Annotated in this window: 16 protein-coding genes, 1 tRNA gene and 1 pseudogene; 10 read left to right on the forward strand and 8 right to left on the reverse strand. The window is 68.9% G+C overall.

Annotated features, from left to right (window positions below; translation table 11 throughout):
- Window positions 1–110 precede the first annotated feature (110 nt).
- Window positions 111–1,310 carry a DUF2171 domain-containing protein gene (locus tag ACH0BU_RS01645; protein WP_211095173.1) on the reverse strand — a complete coding sequence of 400 codons (1,200 nt, stop codon included), beginning with the start codon at window positions 1,308–1,310 and terminating at the stop codon, window positions 111–113.
- A 233-nt stretch (window positions 1,311–1,543) separates the two neighbouring features.
- Between ACH0BU_RS01645 and ACH0BU_RS01650 the strand changes: the two genes are divergently transcribed.
- The 3 genes from ACH0BU_RS01650 to ACH0BU_RS01660 all read left to right on the forward strand — a co-directional run bounded on the left by ACH0BU_RS01650 (window position 1,544) and on the right by ACH0BU_RS01660 (window position 3,276).
- Window positions 1,544–1,619, forward strand: a tRNA-Ala gene (locus ACH0BU_RS01650).
- Window positions 1,620–1,765: 146 nt separating this feature from the next.
- Entirely contained in the window at window positions 1,766–2,524 is a 759-nt protein-coding gene (locus tag ACH0BU_RS01655; protein ID WP_046409169.1) for an NUDIX hydrolase, read from the forward strand.
- Complete coding sequence (locus ACH0BU_RS01660; RefSeq protein ID WP_296220060.1) at window positions 2,524–3,276, forward strand: extensin-like domain-containing protein; 753 nt, start codon at window positions 2,524–2,526, stop codon at window positions 3,274–3,276. Before ACH0BU_RS01655 ends, ACH0BU_RS01660 begins: the two co-directional genes overlap by 1 nt.
- 27 nt (window positions 3,277–3,303) lie before the next feature.
- On the opposite strand, the gene ACH0BU_RS01665 is transcribed toward ACH0BU_RS01660, so the two are convergent.
- The 4 genes from ACH0BU_RS01665 to ACH0BU_RS01680 form a co-directional block, all read right to left on the reverse strand.
- Window positions 3,304–3,855 carry a hypothetical protein gene (locus ACH0BU_RS01665; RefSeq protein ID WP_296220063.1) on the reverse strand — a complete coding sequence of 184 codons (552 nt, stop codon included), beginning with the start codon at window positions 3,853–3,855 and terminating at the stop codon, window positions 3,304–3,306.
- A gap of 166 nt (window positions 3,856–4,021) precedes the next feature.
- A complete protein-coding gene (locus tag ACH0BU_RS01670; protein ID WP_186313892.1) occupies window positions 4,022–4,240 on the reverse strand; it encodes a hypothetical protein in 219 nt (72 codons plus the stop codon).
- A 59-nt stretch (window positions 4,241–4,299) separates the two neighbouring features.
- Entirely contained in the window at window positions 4,300–5,094 is a 795-nt protein-coding gene (locus ACH0BU_RS01675; protein WP_301090845.1) for a transglutaminase-like domain-containing protein, read from the reverse strand.
- Between the two features lie 106 nt (window positions 5,095–5,200).
- On the reverse strand, window positions 5,201–5,947 hold the full coding sequence (locus ACH0BU_RS01680) for a Bax inhibitor-1/YccA family protein (RefSeq protein WP_046409164.1): 747 nt from the start codon (window positions 5,945–5,947) through the stop codon (window positions 5,201–5,203).
- Window positions 5,948–6,117: 170 nt separating this feature from the next.
- Here ACH0BU_RS01680 and thpR point away from each other — a divergent pair, with 170 nt between their 5' ends.
- From thpR to ACH0BU_RS01715, 7 genes are all read left to right on the forward strand, one after another.
- A complete protein-coding gene (thpR, locus tag ACH0BU_RS01685) occupies window positions 6,118–6,660 on the forward strand; it encodes an RNA 2',3'-cyclic phosphodiesterase (protein ID WP_301090847.1) in 543 nt (180 codons plus the stop codon).
- 50 nt (window positions 6,661–6,710) lie between these two features.
- The gene (locus ACH0BU_RS01690) at window positions 6,711–8,270 is read left to right on the forward strand and encodes a spinster family MFS transporter (RefSeq protein WP_500263609.1); all 1,560 of its coding nucleotides are present in this window, start codon (window positions 6,711–6,713) and stop codon (window positions 8,268–8,270) included.
- Window positions 8,267–9,061 (forward strand): lysophospholipid acyltransferase family protein, encoded by a 795-nt coding sequence (locus ACH0BU_RS01695; RefSeq protein ID WP_500263610.1) that lies wholly within the window; start codon window positions 8,267–8,269, stop codon window positions 9,059–9,061. Before ACH0BU_RS01690 ends, ACH0BU_RS01695 begins: the two co-directional genes overlap by 4 nt.
- A 10-nt stretch (window positions 9,062–9,071) precedes the next feature.
- Entirely contained in the window at window positions 9,072–10,394 is a 1,323-nt protein-coding gene (miaB, locus tag ACH0BU_RS01700) for a tRNA (N6-isopentenyl adenosine(37)-C2)-methylthiotransferase MiaB (protein ID WP_500263611.1), read from the forward strand.
- Window positions 10,395–10,527: 133 nt separating this feature from the next.
- Window positions 10,528–11,547: a PhoH family protein gene (locus tag ACH0BU_RS01705; RefSeq protein WP_125944196.1), complete on the forward strand. Its 1,020-nt coding sequence runs from the start codon at window positions 10,528–10,530 to the stop codon at window positions 11,545–11,547.
- Between the two features lie 57 nt (window positions 11,548–11,604).
- Entirely contained in the window at window positions 11,605–12,114 is a 510-nt protein-coding gene (gene ybeY, locus ACH0BU_RS01710) for an rRNA maturation RNase YbeY (RefSeq protein ID WP_500263612.1), read from the forward strand.
- Window positions 12,115–13,020, forward strand: a complete 906-nt coding sequence (locus ACH0BU_RS01715; protein ID WP_500263613.1) for a hemolysin family protein — start codon at window positions 12,115–12,117, stop codon at window positions 13,018–13,020.
- A gap of 72 nt (window positions 13,021–13,092) precedes the next feature.
- Here ACH0BU_RS01715 and ACH0BU_RS01720 read toward each other — a convergent pair.
- From ACH0BU_RS01720 to ACH0BU_RS01730, 3 genes and pseudogenes are all read right to left on the reverse strand, one after another.
- Window positions 13,093–13,373, reverse strand: a pseudogene (locus ACH0BU_RS01720) (ETC complex I subunit).
- A gap of 10 nt (window positions 13,374–13,383) precedes the next feature.
- Complete coding sequence (gene hrpB / locus ACH0BU_RS01725; RefSeq protein ID WP_500263681.1) at window positions 13,384–15,834, reverse strand: ATP-dependent helicase HrpB; 2,451 nt, start codon at window positions 15,832–15,834, stop codon at window positions 13,384–13,386.
- On the reverse strand, window positions 15,834–16,994 hold the full coding sequence (locus ACH0BU_RS01730; RefSeq protein WP_500263682.1) for an MBL fold metallo-hydrolase: 1,161 nt from the start codon (window positions 16,992–16,994) through the stop codon (window positions 15,834–15,836). Before ACH0BU_RS01730 ends, hrpB begins: the two co-directional genes overlap by 1 nt.
- Between the last annotated feature and the right edge of the window lie 10 nt (window positions 16,995–17,004).

The following is a 17,004-nucleotide window of genomic DNA, read 5'->3' on the forward strand; positions in this document are numbered from 1 at the left end:
TCCAGGCAAAAAGCCCACGCGGCACGGCGCCCAGACGCAAAGAGCCCGGGCACGATGCCCGGGCTCCCTAGTGCCGACCGCAGAGGGGGAACGGCCGGCAGCTAGCTCAATCAATACGTGCCCGAAAAGCTCCGATCGAGCGACGTGCGTCCCTCGTCCTTGCCATCGGTCCGCGTCTTGTCGCGGTTCTGGTCGCCGGTGCGATCGCCATAGCCGAACAGCGCCGAGCTGTTTTCCTCGTCACGCCAGTGCTTCTTGGCTTCGTCGGCGGTCTTGGTCAGCGTGACCTTGGTATCGACGGTCGCCAGCCAGCTCGACGGGATCGAATGGTGGCGCCCTTCGGCATCGGCGTCGTTCTTGGTCAGCAGGATGCGGTCACCGCGCACCTTGTCGACCGTGCCGACATGGCTGCCGTCCATGCCGACGACCTCCATATGCTCGGTCACCTTGTTCAGCGAATCGCGCTGCGTCTGGCGGTTGGTGCGCCAGCTGGAGAATTCATTCTCGAACTTGCTCCGGTTCTCGCGGCGATATTCGTCATAATCGCGGTCGAGCGACGCGATCTGCGAGCGGCGCCACGAGCCATAATCGCTGTCGCGGTGGTTGCCGTAGCGATCACCATAGTCCCGCTCGTCGAGGCGCATGTCTTCTTCGCGACGGCGCTCCGCCTCCTCGTCGCCGAACCAGGAACGCACCTCGTCCCCGGCGCGGGCGAAGAAGCCGCGCTCGTCATAATCATAGCCCTGCGGCATCCCGGCGTAGCCGCCGCCGTGACGATGCCGCCCGCGGCCCTGATGCTCGTGCCGGCGATGCTCGTCATGGTCGCGGCCCCAACCGCGTCCCTGTCCGCCGCCACGATAGTCGTCGCGGCCCTGCCACGATCCATAGCCTGAGCCGGCGCCATAGCCCTGCTGCCCACGATCCCAGCGGCTGTCGCGCGACTGACCGTACGTCGACCGGCCATATCGCTCGCCAGCACCATAATAGTCGCCGTCGCGGCTCATGCGGCGGCCATCGCCCCAGTCGCGGGTGCTGTTGTCATCGTCGTAGCTGGCGTAGCGCCGGTCGCGCTGGCCATAGCCCTCATGGCCATAGTCGCGCTCACCATAAGGCACGAAATCGCGCACATAGTCGCGGCTGTCATCGTCGCGGTCGCGGCGCGTGCTGCCACCGCCGCCGCGCCCAAGGCGCCCCGCGGCCGCGTAGTCGCGCGCGCTGGAATATGTATAGTCACGGCCTGAGCCATAATCGCGGCCATAGTCCTGTTCACGGCCGGCTGGATCACCGCGCCCGTTTCGATCGTAAACCATGCCAGAAACTCCTTGCCTGTCGGACGGCGCCGGGGGTTCTGCGGCCCGGTCGCGCTACAAAACCAAGCAACGACACCGGGATATGTTCCTGTCGTTACGCAGGCGCATCAAGGTACCCGTCGTGAAGGCGGCTCTGGTCACCGATGGCGACGTTTCAGGATGGGGCGAGAAGCCGTTGCATCGCCCCGGATTGCGAGCTAAGGGCGTCGCTCCCGGCTGTGCCGGGACCGGGCGGGGCCGTAGCTCAGATGGGAGAGCGCTGCAATCGCACTGCAGAGGTCAGGGGTTCGATTCCCCTCGGCTCCACCACCACCCGATCATGCCGCTGCGTGGCATCGCGCCGACCGTCGGCACCCTCTCCCACTCGCCCGCGCGCGATCATCGCAGCACCGTCAGAGTCAATTCGGGCACCCGCGCGCGTGACTTTCTGGCGCAAGCATCGTTAAGTCGGTCGTATGAGTGACGATCTGCCTGAAGCGATTCCCGCCGCAACCCTGATCATCTTCCGCGATGCCGTCGACGGCCCGCCCGAATTGCTGATGGTGGAACGGGCGAAGGCGATGGTCTTCGCCGGCGGCGCGATGGTGTTCCCCGGCGGTCGGATCGACCCGGGCGACCATGCGATGGCGGCGCTTCACGGCGGCGGCGAGGAAGCGGCGGCGCGGATCGCCGCCATTCGCGAAACGATCGAGGAAGCCGGATTGCCGATCGGCCTGTCCGCGCTGCCGACCGCAGAGCAACTGGTGCGGATGCGCGCCGCGCTGCACGCTGGCGATTCCTTTGCCGAGGCGCTCGCCGCTGCCGGCATGACGCTCGACCTCGATCAGCTGGTGCCCTGGGCGCGCTGGCGCCCCGCGCACCGCAACATGCGCATCTTCGACACGCGTTTCTATCTGGCGCAGCTGCCGGAGAATGCACCGCGGGCGACCGTCGACCACACCGAAAACGTCCGGCTGGTCTGGGCAACCGCGCAGCAGGTGCTCGACGATGCCGATGCGGGCAAGCTGGAGGTGATCTTCCCCACCCGCCGCAACCTGGAACGACTGGCGCAATTCACCAGCTTCGCCGATGCGGCCGCGCACGCCAATGACACGCCGATCCGCACGGTCACGCCCTGGTCCGAAACGCGCGACGGGGAGGAGCATCTGTGCATCCCCGATGACGCCGGCTACCCCATCACGTCCGAGGTGATCGCGAGCGCGATGCGCGGTTGATGCGCAAGCGGGATCGTGCCGCGCGGCGCGTGCGGCGCACGCTGCGCGTCATCGTTGCGCTGGCCGTCGTCGGCCTGCTGGCGCTGCTGGCCTATGGCTGGGCGCAGCGGCATCCGCAGGATACGCCCTGGGCGCCGCTCGACCTGGCGCAGCCGCCCGGGCTGTTCACCGGGCGAAAGCTGGTCGCGCTGGGGGAGGATTTTTCGCGCTGCCAATCGCTGCTCGACCGTGCGGGCGTCACCTATACGGTGCTGGCGCCGCTGCGCGAGGGCGACAATTGCGGCTATGACAATGCCCTTCGCTTCGCTGCGGACGAGCCGCGCATCACCCCCTTCACACCCGCCGGGCTGGGCATCTCCTGCCCGGTCGCCGCCGCGCTGGCGCTATGGCAATGGGAGGTGGTGCAGCCCGCCGCCGAACGGCACCTGCGGATGCGCGTGACGCGGATCGACCATCTCGGCAGCTACAATTGCCGCCGCCTCTACGGCCGCAGCAGCGGCGATTACAGCCAGCACGCCACCGCCAACGCGGTCGACATCGCCGGCTTCCGCCTCGCCGATGGCAGTCGGATCAGCGTGCTCGACGACTGGAAGGATGGCGGCGCCAAGGCCGCGTTCCTGCGCGACGTGCGCGATGGCGCGTGCAAGCTCTTCGCCACCGTCCTGTCGCCTGACTATAATGCCGCCCACCGCGATCACTTCCACCTCGATCAGGCGAACCGCGGATCGATGAGCTGGCGCTCCTGCCGCTGACACCGGCGCGCGCCGGCGCAGCAAGCCTCAATACGGAATCGCGGGGCTCTCCACCTTCTCCACCCAATAGGGGAAGAACGCCGGCGGCCGCGCCGACCAGCCCGATGCCGTGGCCGCCGCCTCGCTGATCGATTGCAGCAGGTCACGGCGCAGCGCAGGATGGAGGTGCGGCAGGGCCGCGGCGGAACAGAAGGCGCCTGGCAGCCATGGCCGCGCCGACGCGCCGATCAGCCGCTCGTACAGGAACCGATAGGCGGAAAAGCTGGTGATCCGCCCCTGCCCCAGGTCAAAGGCGCTGACCGCGATCAGCGGCGCCAGAAACGGCTCGATCGCATCGATGCCGCTGTCCTGCGGGATCATCGCGCGAATTCCCGGCAGGCGGCGATAATAGCGTGCCTGCGCCCGGATGCTCGCCGCCTCGACCACGTCTCGCGACCAGCGGGCCAGCGCATCCTCACGATCAAGGCCGATGTCGAGGCTGCGGCGGATGTAGCGCTGGGTCGACGCGCCGAAGCCCGCAAACTCCTTCATCTCCGCCAGCGTCATTGCGCCTTCCGCCGGCCTCATCATCGCGCCCATCGCTAGCCACCCCGCACATGTTGTTGCGATCGGCGGGGTGGGAGGATCCGCCCCGCGCAACCACGAAGCGATACGATCATGGCCGATGACGCACTGCAACAAGCGATGCGACGAACTGAGTCACTCTTGTTACGGAATGACGATCAGTGCGGCTTTGGCGCAACAATCAGGCGTCGCGCTGCCGCTCGGCTTCCTCATCATATCCCGACGACTTGGCGGGATCGCCGCTGCCCGGCTGCGTCGAAGAGGGCGGGTCGGAAGCGTCCATCGACTCATCGAGACCCGCGTCAAGCTGCGCGTCCTTGTTCTTGGGATCCTTGTCCAAACGCTCGGCAATCGACTCGTCGCGACCGGCATCCTGTGACGGTGGCTGCTGCGTGGGCATCGAACTCTCCTTCGTTACCCATCATCAACGAACAATTTGTCTAGGCTGTTCCCGCAGCATCATCGCCCGGCGACATCGTCGATCCGGCGCACACAGACCGTCTGCCGCTGCAGCGTCGCCACGCCAAAAATGGTCATGAAGGCGATCTCGGTCGCATCCAGCCCCACGGCGACACGCGCCAGATCGTCGCAACTCGCCATGCCCGTCGGGTCGACCAGCCGCCACGCCCCGTCGAGCCACAGTTCGGCGACCGCATGAAAATCGGGCGGGTCGACGCCGGGCGCATAGGCGCCGACGCAGCGCGCCGGGATCTCGGCTGCACGCGCCAGTGCCACCAGCAGATGCGCATAATCGCGGCACACGCCGCGCCGCTCGGCAAAGGTGGTCAGCGCACTGCTGTGCCCGTCGCTCACCGCCCCGCTGTACGTGAGATTCTCGCGCACCCAGTCGGTCAGGGCGGCGGCCAGCGCGCCGCCGCGCAGGCCGGCGAATTGCCCCCGCACGAAATGCTCGAACCGGTCGGACTCGACGTAGCGGCTGGGCAGCAGGTAGCGAACCGTTTCGGCCGGCAGCGCACGAACCATCGTTTCCGGCAGCGCCGCCAATTCGATACCCGGCCGGTCGATTGCGACGATGGCGTGATAATCCGCCACCAGCCGCCCCTCGCCCCGTGCCCAGCAGCGTTGGCCGATCCCCGCCTCGCCCGGTACCGCACGGATCGGATGGTCGGACCGGATGACCAGGGATTCCGTCTCGATCCACTGATCCGGCATCGCCGCCGCCTCGATCTGCAGCAGCACGTCGGCCGGCTCGGCAAATCCGTAATCCAGGTGGACATCGATCGACAGGCGCATCGGGCCATTCCCCCTCATGTCCCGTCGGGCCGGCCGGGAAGCGGACAAAAGAAAAGGGCCCGGCAGGTTTCCCCGCCGGGCCCCGGTTGATCCGGATGCTGCTCGCTTATTCGCGGTTGCCCAGGAACGAGAGCAGGAACTGGAACATGTTGATGAAGTCGAGGTACAGCGACAGCGCGCCCATGATCACGGCCTTGCCCATCATGTCGGTGCCGGCGACGTGAGCGTACATCTCCTTGATGCGCTGCGTGTCATAGGCGGTCAGGCCAGCGAACAGCAGCACGCCGATCGCGCTGATGCCCATCTGAAGCGCCGAGCTCTGCATCCACAGGTTCAGCAGCGAGGCGACGATCAGGCCGACGACGCCCATGATCAGGAACGTGCCGAACGCCTGCAGGTTACGCTTTGTCGTATAGCCGTAGATGCTCAGCGACAGGAAGGCGACCGCGGTCGCGAAGAACGTCGTGGCGATCGAGGAGCCGGTGTAGACGAGGAAGATAGTCGACATCGACAGGCCCATGATGCCTGCGAACGCCCAGAACAGCAGCTGTGCGGTGCCGGTCGACAGGCGGTTGATGCCAAAGCTCAGCACCATCACGAACGCCAGCGGCGAGAACATGATGATATATTTTAGCGGCCCCGGGGTCAGGAACACCTGCGCCGCCAGGCTTTCGCGACCGCCGCTGGCGAACAGCAGCGCGACGATGCCCGTCAGCAGGACGCCCGAAGCCATGTAATTGTAGACCGACAGCATGTACTTGCGGAGACCCGCATCATACGTCGTTCCACGGGTGCCCGGTACGCTCGCGCCGAACGCGCTCGCGGTCGGACGGGGGTCGGACCAGTTGGCCATTTCGTATATGCTCCTTCGTCCGGCAAAAGGGCCGGATACCCACGGAATATTGCGTGCGGGGACGCAAAGTTCAAGTTTGGCCGCCCCTAGCAACAGTTCGTCACATTCTTCTGCTCCCCGCCCGTCGACACATCGACGCCTGAGCCCTTCAGATTACAGGGAAACGATCCATGCACCGCCTGTTCGTGGCGCTTCGCCCGCCCCCCGCCATCCGCGACACGCTGACCGATGTGATGGACGGCGTGGCGCCCGCGCGCTGGCAGGATGACGAGCAACTGCACCTCACCGTGCGCTTCATCGGATCGGTGGACCGCCCGGTGGCGGAGGACGTGGCGCTCGCCTTGTCCTCGCTCAGCGCGCCCGCGCCCACCGTCGCCCTGTCGGGAGTCGGCCGGTTCGATCAGCGCGGGCAGACCGGCGCACTCTGGGCCGGCGTCACGCCGCACGACGCGCTCGCCGCGCTCCACCGCAAAGTCGACCAGGCGATGATCCGCGTCGGGCTGGAGCCGGAACATCGCGCGTTTCTGCCACACATCACGCTCGCCCGGCTCAGCCGTGGCGCCGGCGCGGAGGCGGAGGTCGCCGCCTGGCTCGCGCGGCACGCGGCGCTGTCCAGCCAACCCTTCGCGCTCACGCACCTCATCCTGTACGAAAGCCACCTCGGCCATGCCGGCGCCGCCTATGAGCCAATCGCGCGCTGGCCCCTCGAATGAACGTCTGTTAGGCCTCTCGCAACGATCCAAGAACATCACACGGGGGCAGGATGCAAACCGAGACGGATGGTGAATATCGCGCCACTGGCTATGCCTGGTACGTCCTGGCCATTCTGTTCGTTGTCTACATCCTGAACTTCATCGACCGGCAGGTGATCTCGATCCTGGCGGAAGATATCAAGCGCGACCTGAACCTGCGCGACGAGGATCTCGGCTTCCTCTACGGCACCGCCTTCGGCGTCTTCTACGCGCTGTTCGGCATCCCGCTGGGGCGGCTGGCGGACAGCTGGCACCGCGTCCGGCTGATCAGCGTCGGCCTCGCACTCTGGTCGACGATGACGGCGCTGTCGGGCCTGTCGAAGAACGGGACGCAGCTCGCCGTCGCGCGCATCGGCGTTGGCATCGGCGAGGCCACAGCCAGCCCGTCGGCCTATTCGCTGATCTCCGATTATTTCCCCAAGAAGCTGCGCGGCACCGCGCTGTCGATCTATTCCGCGGGCATCTATGTCGGCGCTGGCATCTCGCTCTTCATCGGCGGGCTGATCGTGCAGAACTGGAACGCCGCTTATCCCGATGGCGGCCCGTTCGGCCTCGCCGGGTGGCAGGCCGCCTTCCTCGCTGTCGGGCTGCCCGGCATCATCTTTGCCATCTGGATCGCGACCCTGCGCGAACCGGTGCGCGGCCTGTCTGAAGGGCTGGCGCAGCCGCCGCATCCCGCGCCGTTCCGCGAATTCTTCAACGAACTCATGTCGATCCTGCCCCCATTTACCCTGATCGGCGCGGCGCGGCTGGGCACGCGTGCGCTCGTCACCAACCTGATCGGCCTTGCGGTCGTCGCGGCGGCAATCCTAGCGCTCATCAGCATCGGTGAGCCGCTGCCACAATGGCTGGCGGTGGGGATCGGCTGCTACGCCGTCTTCTCCTGGGCGACGGCGCTGCGCCACCGCGATCCGCCGGCCTTCGCGCTCATCATCGGCACGCCGGCGTTCCTGTGCACCGTCGTCGCTTATGGCCTGAACGCCTTCCTCAGCTACGCCGCCGGCTTCTGGGCAGCGCCTTATGCGATGCGTGATCTCGGCATCTCGCCCGCAGAGGCGGGGCTGATCCTGGGCGGCCTTGGCGCCGTGTCGGGCTTCCTCGGCGTCACCGCCGGCGGCATCCTGGGTGACAAGCTGCGCGCCAAGCATCCCGGCGGGCGGCTCATCATGGTCGCACTGGGCGCGGTGGTGCCCGCGCCCTTCCTCGCCATCGCCTTCACCACCGACACGCCGATGGTGCTCTACGCCTGCCTGTTCCTCGGCCAGTTCACCGCCAGCTGGGGCCTGGGCAATTCCGCCGCAACGACGCAGGATCTCGTCCTGCCGCGGATGCGCGGCGCGGCGACCGCGACCTATTTCATCGGCACCACCCTGCTTGGCCTCGCCATGGGTCCGTATCTCGCCGGGCGTATTTCCTCGCTGACGGATAGCCTGTCGATCGGCATGCTCTCGCTCCTCGTCACCGTGCCGATCACGCTCGCCGCTGCGATCGCGGCCTTCCGCCTGGTGCCGGAGGCGGAACGTACCCGCGAGGCGCGCGCCCGCGCCGCTGGCGAGCCCGACCTCGTTTGATCCGAGTCGCGGCACGGCTGGCAGGGATCGTCGCAGCGCTGCTGATCGCGCTGCCGATCCACCTGCTGTGGCGATTGCTTCGCCTCCCCTCCCCCTGGCCGCGCTGGTACCTTGGCACGCTGGGCTGGATCATCGGCGCACGCCGCCGGACGGTCGGCACGCCGCTCAGGCGCAACGTCGTCTTCGTCGCCAATCACCTCAGCTGGATGGACATTCCCATCCTTGCCGGCCGCACCGGCAGCGCGTTCGTGGCCAAGGCGGAGCTGCGCGCCGTCCCGCTGGTCGGCTGGCTGTGCACGCTCAACCGCACGATCTTCGTCCGGCGCGAGGATCGCATGGCCGTGACCGAGCAGATCGCCATCCTGCGCGCCGCGCTGGCAGAGGCGTGGGCGATCACCATCTTCCCCGAAGGGACCACCGGCGACGGCACGCAGCTGCTGCCGTTCAAGGCGCCCTTGCTCGCCGTGCTCGATCCGCCCCCGCCCGGCGTCCTCGTCCAGCCGGTGCGGATCGATTATGGCGCGGCGACCCGCGAACTCGCCTGGGTCGGCGATGAACCCGGCACCGCCCATGCGCTGCGCGTCCTGCGCCGCCGCGGCAGCTTCACCATGACGCTGACCTTCTGCGCCCCGTTCGACCCGGCGGCGCATGGCGGACGAAAGGCGATCGCCGCCGAAGCGCGCGCGCGGATCGCGGCTGCTGGGGGCATGGAGGCCGCCAGGGTGGAGTCCCCCACGGTCGAGCCCGCCAATTTGGACTCCGGTGGCGTGGAGGCCCCGGCTTCGCTATAGGCCCGGCGCCATGAAGCCCGCGCCCAAGACCTTTGCCGTCAAATCCTTCGGCTGCCAGATGAACGTCTATGATGGCGAGCGGATGGCCGAGCTGATGGCCGGCCAGGGCATGACCGCGGTCGATGCCGCCGACGCCGATCTGGTCGTGCTCAACACCTGCCACATCCGTGAAAAGGCGACGGAAAAGGTGTTTTCGGACATCGGCCGCCTGCGCAAGGATCGCCGCCTGCAGGGCGCCGAGGCACCGATGATCGCCGTCGCCGGCTGCGTCGCCCAGGCCGAGGGTGAGGAGATCGTGCGCCGCGCGAAGGTGGACGTGGTGGTCGGCCCGCAGGCCTATCACAACCTGCCCCGCCTGGTCGCCGACGCCGCCGCCGGCACCCCCAGCGTCGATACCGACATGCCGGTCGAATCGAAGTTCGGCGTGCTGCCCGCGCGGCGCAAGGTCGGCCCCACCGCCTTTCTGACCGTGCAGGAAGGGTGCGACAAATTCTGCACCTATTGCGTCGTGCCCTACACTCGCGGGGCGGAGGTCAGCCGCCCGTTCGCGGCGATCGTCGACGAGGCAAAGGCGCTGGTCGATGCCGGCGCGCGGGAAATCACGCTGCTGGGGCAGAACGTCAACGCCTGGACCGACGCCGACGGCCGCGATCTGCATGACCTGATCCGCACGCTGGACCGGATCCCCGGCCTTGCGCGGATCCGCTACACCACCAGCCACCCCAACGACATGGCGCAGGGGCTGATCGACGTGCATCGCGACGTCGAAAGCCTGATGCCCTTCCTCCATTTGCCGGTGCAGGCGGGCAATGATCGCGTGCTGAAGGCGATGAACCGCAGCCACACGCGCGATTCTTACCTTCGCCTGCTCGACCGCATCCGCGCCGCGCGGCCCGATATCGCGCTGTCGGGCGACTTCATCGTCGGCTTTCCCGGCGAGACCGATGCCGAGTTCGCCGACACGCTCAGCCTGGTCGATGCGGTCGGCTATGCCCAGGCGTTCAGCTTCAAATACAGCCCGCGCCCCGGCACGCCAGCGGCCGATCTGTCGGGCCAGGTGCCCGATGATGTGATGGCCGATCGTCTCCAGCAGCTCCAGGCCGCGCTCAACCGCGATCAGCACGCCTTCAACACCGCCACGGTGGGGCGCACCTGCGACGTGCTGATCGAACGGCGGGGCAAGTACCCCGGCCAGATGCTCGGCAAGTCGCCCTGGCTCCAGTCGGTGCTGCTGACCGGCGATCATGCGATCGGCGATCTCGTCTCCGTCACGCTGACTCAGGCCGGTCCCAATTCGCTGATCGCCGTCCCCCGGCTCGACCGCGCCGCCTGATCGCAGCGCCGCCTGATCGCCGCCTCGGGCGCCAACTTGCTGGCGGGTTGCGCGAAATCAGCAACAGGGGGGCTTACACTCGCCGATCCGCGCTGCCACATTGCAGTGACATGATCCGCTTCCAAGGAGCCCGATGAGCCGCAAGCCCGTAGCCGCCCAGCCGGGCGAGCGTAGTCGCGTCGAACTGACGTTCGATCGTCCCCAGCTGCTCAGCGCCCTGTTCGGTCAATATGACCGCAACCTCGTGATGCTCGAAAACCGGCTCGGCGTGTACATCACCGCGCGCGGCAACCGCGTCGGGCTGGAGGGGTCGGCCGAACAGGTGGCGCTCGCCCGCGACGTGCTGAACGATCTCTACCATCGCATCCAGCGCGGCGAGGAGGTCGACGGCGGCCTCGTCGACGCGGCGATCGCGATGGCGGCCGAACCGACGCTCGACGGCATCTTCGCCGCCGACCGGGGCAGCGCCGGCGGCACCGGCGGCGGCGCGCCGCCCATCATGATCCGCACGCGCAAGAAGACGATCGTGCCGCGCACCCCGGCGCAGGCGCATTACATGCGCGAACTGGTCAACAACGACATGATTTTTGCGCTCGGCCCCGCTGGCACCGGCAAGACCTATCTCGCCGTGGCGCAGGCGGTGGCGCAGCTCATCACCGGCAGCGTGCAGCGGCTGATCCTGTCGCGCCCGGCGGTGGAGGCGGGCGAGCGGCTCGGCTTCCTCCCCGGCGACATGAAGGAAAAGGTCGACCCCTATCTGCGCCCGCTCTACGACGCGCTCTACGATTGCCTGCCGGCCGAGCAGGTCGAACGGCGCATCGCGAGCGGCGAGATCGAGATCGCACCGATCGCCTTCATGCGCGGCCGCACGCTGGCCGATGCCTTCGTGATCCTCGACGAGGCGCAGAACACCACGCCCGCGCAGATGAAGATGTTCCTCACCCGCTTCGGCCAGAACAGCCGGATGGTGATCTGCGGCGATCCCAACCAGACCGACCTTCCCGGCGGCGTCGCAGCGAGCGGGCTGGCCGACGCGACCATTCGGCTGGAGGGCGTGGAGGGGATCGCGATGGCGCGGTTCAGCGCGGCGGACGTGGTGCGTCACCCGATCGTCGGCCGCATCGTCGAGGCCTATGAAGGGCCCGATGCCTGACACATTGGGATTTTTGGGCCTGATCAAACGCGCCGCTTTGCTCTACGGACAGGTTCGATGATCGAGATTGCCCTTTCGCAGGAAGTCCCCTGGACTCAGGATCGGTGGGAAGCGCTGGCGCTGGCGGCGGTGCGTGCCGCCGTCGGCGCGACGCCCTACGGCACCCTGCTTGCCGCCCCCGCGACGGTGGAGGTCAGCATCCGCCTGACCTCCGACGTGGAGGTGCAGGCGCTCAATCATCAATATCGCGGCAAGGACAAGCCGACCAACGTCCTGTCCTTCCCGATGGTGCAACCCGACCTCATCGACACCGTCAGCCAGAATTCGGACGACGGCGAGGTGCTGTTGGGCGACATCGTGCTCGCGCACGGCGTCTGCACCGCCGAAGCCGCCGAACGGGGGATCAGCGTCGCGGATCATGCGACCCATCTGATCGTGCATGGCACCTTGCATCTGCTCGGCTATGATCACATCAACGACGATGAAGGGGACGCGATGGAAGCGATCGAGCGTGATGCGCTCGCCTCGCTCGGCATCGCCGATCCCTACATTATACGAGAGGACTAAGTGTCCGAGGACCGAAGTAGCGCCGGAAACGGCGAGCCTGGCGAAGGCAGTATCTGGCGCGGCCTGCGCACCTTGATCTTTGGTGATTCCGAAGAGGCCACGCTCCGCGAAGTGCTCGAGGCGGCGATCGACCGCCACGAGGAGGAGGATCGTCCCGAAACGAAGGGCGATCTGACCCCGCTCGAACGGCAGATGGTGCGCAACCTGCTGCATTTCAGCGAGCGCGATGCCGGCGACGTCGGCGTGCCGCGCGCGGACATCATCGCGATCGAGGAACGCACCCCGTTCGACGAGCTGGTCCACGTTTTCGCCGATGCCGGCGTCAGCCGCGTGCCCGTTTATCGCGAGCGGCTCGATACGATCATCGGCATGGTCCATGTGAAGGACGTGTTCGCGATCCTCGCCGGGGATGGCCCGCGGCCGGATGACATCACTGGCCTCATCCGCCAGCCGCTCTACGTCCCGATGAGCCGCGGCGCGCTCGATCTGCTCGCCGACATGCGCCAGACGCGCGTCCACCTCGCCGTGGTTCTAGACGAATATTCCGGCACCGAGGGGCTGGTGACGATCGAGGATCTGATCGAGGAGATCGTCGGCGAGATCGAGGACGAGCATGACGAGGCACCCGCCGCGCTGCTGGTCCCGACCGATGGCGGCGCGTGGGATGCCGACGCCCGTGCGGAGCTGGAGGATATCGCCGAGCTGGTCGATGCCCGCTTCGACAAGGCCGGTTATGACGTCGACACGATCGGCGGCCTCACCGCCGCACTGGCCGGCCATGTGCCCGAGCCGGGCGATTGCATCGACCACCCCAGCGGCTGGCGGATCGAGGTGCTCGACGCCGACGAACGGCGCGTCAATCGCGTGCGGCTGCACCCGCCGCGGCCGGAGCCGGAAGAGGATTGATCCGGCGGCGCTGCGCCGATCGCCCCTGACGGGCCGGTCGGCGCGCGCCGCTCAGCTCAGCGGCGCCGCGGATCAGCGGAAATTGTCGGCGTAGCTCTGCAGCTTCAGCGTCTTCTTCGGCGCCGGGATGACCGTATAGGCCAGCCCTTCGCGCTCGGCATAGCGATCGCCGCCTCCACCGTCGGGAAGAACAGGTTCACCTGCTCGCGCGTGTCCGCGCCCCCGGCCCAGCCGGTCAGCGGATCGGGGCGCTTGGGATCGTCGGACGGGATCTCGAGCTGCCACAGGTCGGTGCGGTGCTTGCCCGATTGCATGGCGTTCTTCGGGCGCTGAAAGATACGGGCGGTCGACATGGCCCTGCCCTTACCGCGAACCGCGCGCTCTTGCATCGGCATTTTTCGTCCGCAGCGTCGCCGCCGCCGCGGCCGGGTCATCGGGCCAGGGATGGCGCGGGTAGCGACCGCGCATTTCCTTGGCCACCGCGGCCCAGCTTCCCGCCCAGAAACCGGGCAAGTCGCGCGTCGTCTGGATCGGGCGGCCGGCGGGTGACGTCAGCGACAGGACCAGCGGCACGCGCGCCGTCCCGACCGTCGGATGCTCCGCCAGCCCGAACAGCGCCTGCACGCGCAGCTCCACTCTTGGCCCCCCTTCCGCGCCATAATCGATCGCATGGCTGCTGCCGGCCGGGCTGGTGAAATGCGACGGCGCCACGCGCTCGACGCACTGCTGCTCGTCCCAGCTCAACAGGCCGCGCAGCGCATCGCCAAGCGCGCCCGGCGGGATGGCGTCCAGTCGCCGGCGCCCCGCCACCAGCGGCGGCAGCCACTCGTCCAGCCGCGCCAGCAGCGATTCGTCGTCGAACGGCAGCCCGGCATAGATCGCCCGCTGGCGATAGGCCTCGGCCCCCGCCTGCCACGGCAGCAACGCCAGCCCATGCGCCCGCACCCCCTCGACCAGCGCCGCCTCGATCGCCGCCGGAGCGGCGCTGCTGTCGGGCCCGCTGCTCAGCCGGATCGCACCCAGCCGCCGCTCGCGCAGCGGCCGCACGCCGCCCGTCGCGGGATCGAACTCGGCGATGTGCCGCGTTTCGATCCGCTCGCCGAACAAGGCCGCCACGCTTTCCTCGTCGATCGCCGCCGCCGACAGGATTCGCGCGCCGGCCGCCATGCCCTGCGTTTCGGCCACCGCCAGCCATTGCTCGCGCGCCAGCGTCGACGCCGGGTCCAGCTTGAACCCGCGCCCGCCGACCGAGGCCCAGCGTTCGCCGCTCGCATCGCGCCGCCGCGCCACGCGATCGGGAAAGGCCAGCGCCACCGCCACCGCGACATCATGCCCGCCCGCCGGCGGCGCGCTGACGGCCGCCGGCATCGACCGCGCCCAACGCTCCGCCAGCTTGCGCGCCGCCTGCGCCTTGGGCGATCGATCGCCGCGCCAGCGCCGCAGCCGAAGCTCAAGGTCCGGGTCATTGCCCCCCAGCCCGCGCTCGCCAAGCAGCACCGCGACCTCCGCCGCCACGCCGCCCAGCCCCATCTCGCCCGCGCGCACCAGCATGTGTGCCAGCCGCGGCGGCATCGGCAGCGCGGCGATGGCGCGGCCATGCGCGGTCGGCCGCCCGTCCGCGTCGATCGCATCCAGCGCGCCGAGCCGCGCCCGCGCCTCGCTGACCGCTGCCTCGGGTGGCGGGTCGATCCACGAAAAGTCGCGCGGATCAGCCACGCCCCAGATCGCGCTGGCCAGCACCAGCGCCGACAGGTCCGCCTCCACTATCTCGGGCGGGTCGAACCGCGGCAGGCCGGCGGTCGCCGCTTCCTCCCACAGGCGATAGGCGACGCCCGGCCCCTGCCGCGCCGCACGGCCGGCGCGCTGAGTCGCCGACGCCTGGCTCGCGCGCTCGGTCACCAGCCGGGTCATCCCCGCCGCCCGGTCATAGCGCGGCCGCCGCGCCAGCCCCGAATCGACCACGATGCGAATGCCATCAAGCGTCAGGCTGGTCTCCGCGATCGACGTCGCCAGCACCAGCTTGCGCCGCCCGTCTGGCTCGGCGCGGATCGCCGCGCGCTGCGCCCCCGGATCAAGGCTGCCGTGCAACCGATGCAGCGCCACGCCCGGCAGCCCCTCCAGCCGCTCCGCCGTCCGCTCGATCTCGGCGACGCCCGGCAGGAACGCGAGCACGCCGCCCTCCGCCTCGCCAAGCGCCAGCCGCACCGCCGCCGCCACCGCATCCTCGATCCGGTCATGCGTGCGCCCGATGTGGCGCAGCGTCAGCGGCCAGCTTCGCCCCTCGCTCTCGATCACCGGCGCGCCGCCCATCAACGTGGCAAAGCGCGCCCCGTCGAGCGTCGCCGACATCGCCACCAGCCGGATGTCCTCGCGCAGCCCGGCCTGCGCGTCGAGCGCCAGCGCCAGCCCGAAATCGCCATCCAGGCTGCGCTCATGCACTTCGTCGAACAGCACCGCGGATACGCCCGCGAGTTCGGGGTCGCGCTGGATCCGCGCGGTGAAGATCCCCTCCGTCACCACCGTCACCCGCGTCTTTGCCGAGCGTTTGGTGTCGAGCCGAGTCGCATAGCCGAAGGTTTGCCCCACCGGCTCGCCCGCCAGCGCCGCCATCCGCTCCGCCGCCGCGCGCGCCGCCAGCCGCCGCGGCGATAGCAGCAGCACCTCGCCGGTACACCATTCCTCTCCCAGCAGCGCGGGCGCGACGGCGGTGGTCTTGCCCGCCCCCGGCGGCGCGACCAGCACCGCATTGGCGCGGGTGCGCAGCGCCCCCAGCAGATCGGGGAGGACGGCGTGGATCGGCAGGTTGTCGACCATCACGGCAGCGCCATCACCTCGGGCGACCGGAGCGCCGCGTCGATCAGCGCCTCGTCGGGCTGGCGCACCGGCGTCGTGTAGGGCGGCACCTCCACCGGCGCGCCCACGGTCACCGCGGCGAAACGCGCCGGATCGCCGCCGGTCTGCCGCAGGATCGCCTCCAGCATCCGCACCGGCGTCTCGCGCCCCTCATAGCTCAGGCGGAACGTGCCCCAATGGAGCGGGATGGCATGTGACGCGCCCAGCCGGTTGAACACGCGCACCGCATCGGCCGGGCCGATATGGCTGCCCGTCCCCATCTGCCCGGGGACGAAGCGGAATGCGCCGACCGGGATCAGTGCCAGCCGCACCGGGCCAAGCGCCGCCGCCTCGCGCGGCCAGTTGCCGTCGCCCATCCCCGTGTCACCGGCGAAGAACAGATTGCCGCCGGGCAGCGTCACGGTGAAGGCGGACCAGAGCGCGCGGTTGCGATCGCGGAACCAGCGGCTGCCCCAATGGTGGTTGCGCGACACCGCCACGGCGACGCCCGGCTTCACCGTCACCGACTGCCCCCAGTCGAGCGCGGTTGCCGGCACGCCGGCCTGCCCGATCACGCTGTCATTGCCGAGGCTGGTGACGATCAGCGGCCGGTCACGCTCCCACAGCCGCTTCAGCGTCGCCTTGTCGAGATGGTCGTAATGATTGTGGCTGACCAGCACGAGGTCGATCCGCGGCAGGTCCTCCAGCCGCACGCCCGGTGCGGTGACCCGGCCGGGGCCAAAGCCGAACGGCCCGGCGCGATTCGACCAGATCGGGTCGGTCAGGATGTTCAGCCCCTGCGTCTGCACCAGCACGCTGGCATGGCCGATCCAGGTGGCGCGCATCCGCTCGCCCTCGACCTGCGGCAGCGGCCGGGTCTGGGTCACCGGCACCGCCGCCGGCCATTCGGGCCGGCCGTCGCCCCCCGTCAGGTACCGCCAGAAAAAGCCGCCTCGGCTGCCCGCCGTCGGTGGGCGAACCGTATCGGCGTCGCCATCGGGGTTGAAGAATCGCGCGCCATCGAAATGGTCGCCCGCCGGCCCCTCGTAATAAATGCGGTCCAGGAATCGCGGCACGATCGTGATCGCCAGCAGCCCGCCGATCACCAGGAACAGCAACCCTGTCCCCGCCGCCTTCAAAATCGTCTTCAAC

It is taken from the genome of Sphingomonas olei, assembly GCF_045369765.1.
GTDB classification, from domain to species: domain Bacteria; phylum Pseudomonadota; class Alphaproteobacteria; order Sphingomonadales; family Sphingomonadaceae; genus Sphingomonas; species Sphingomonas panaciterrae.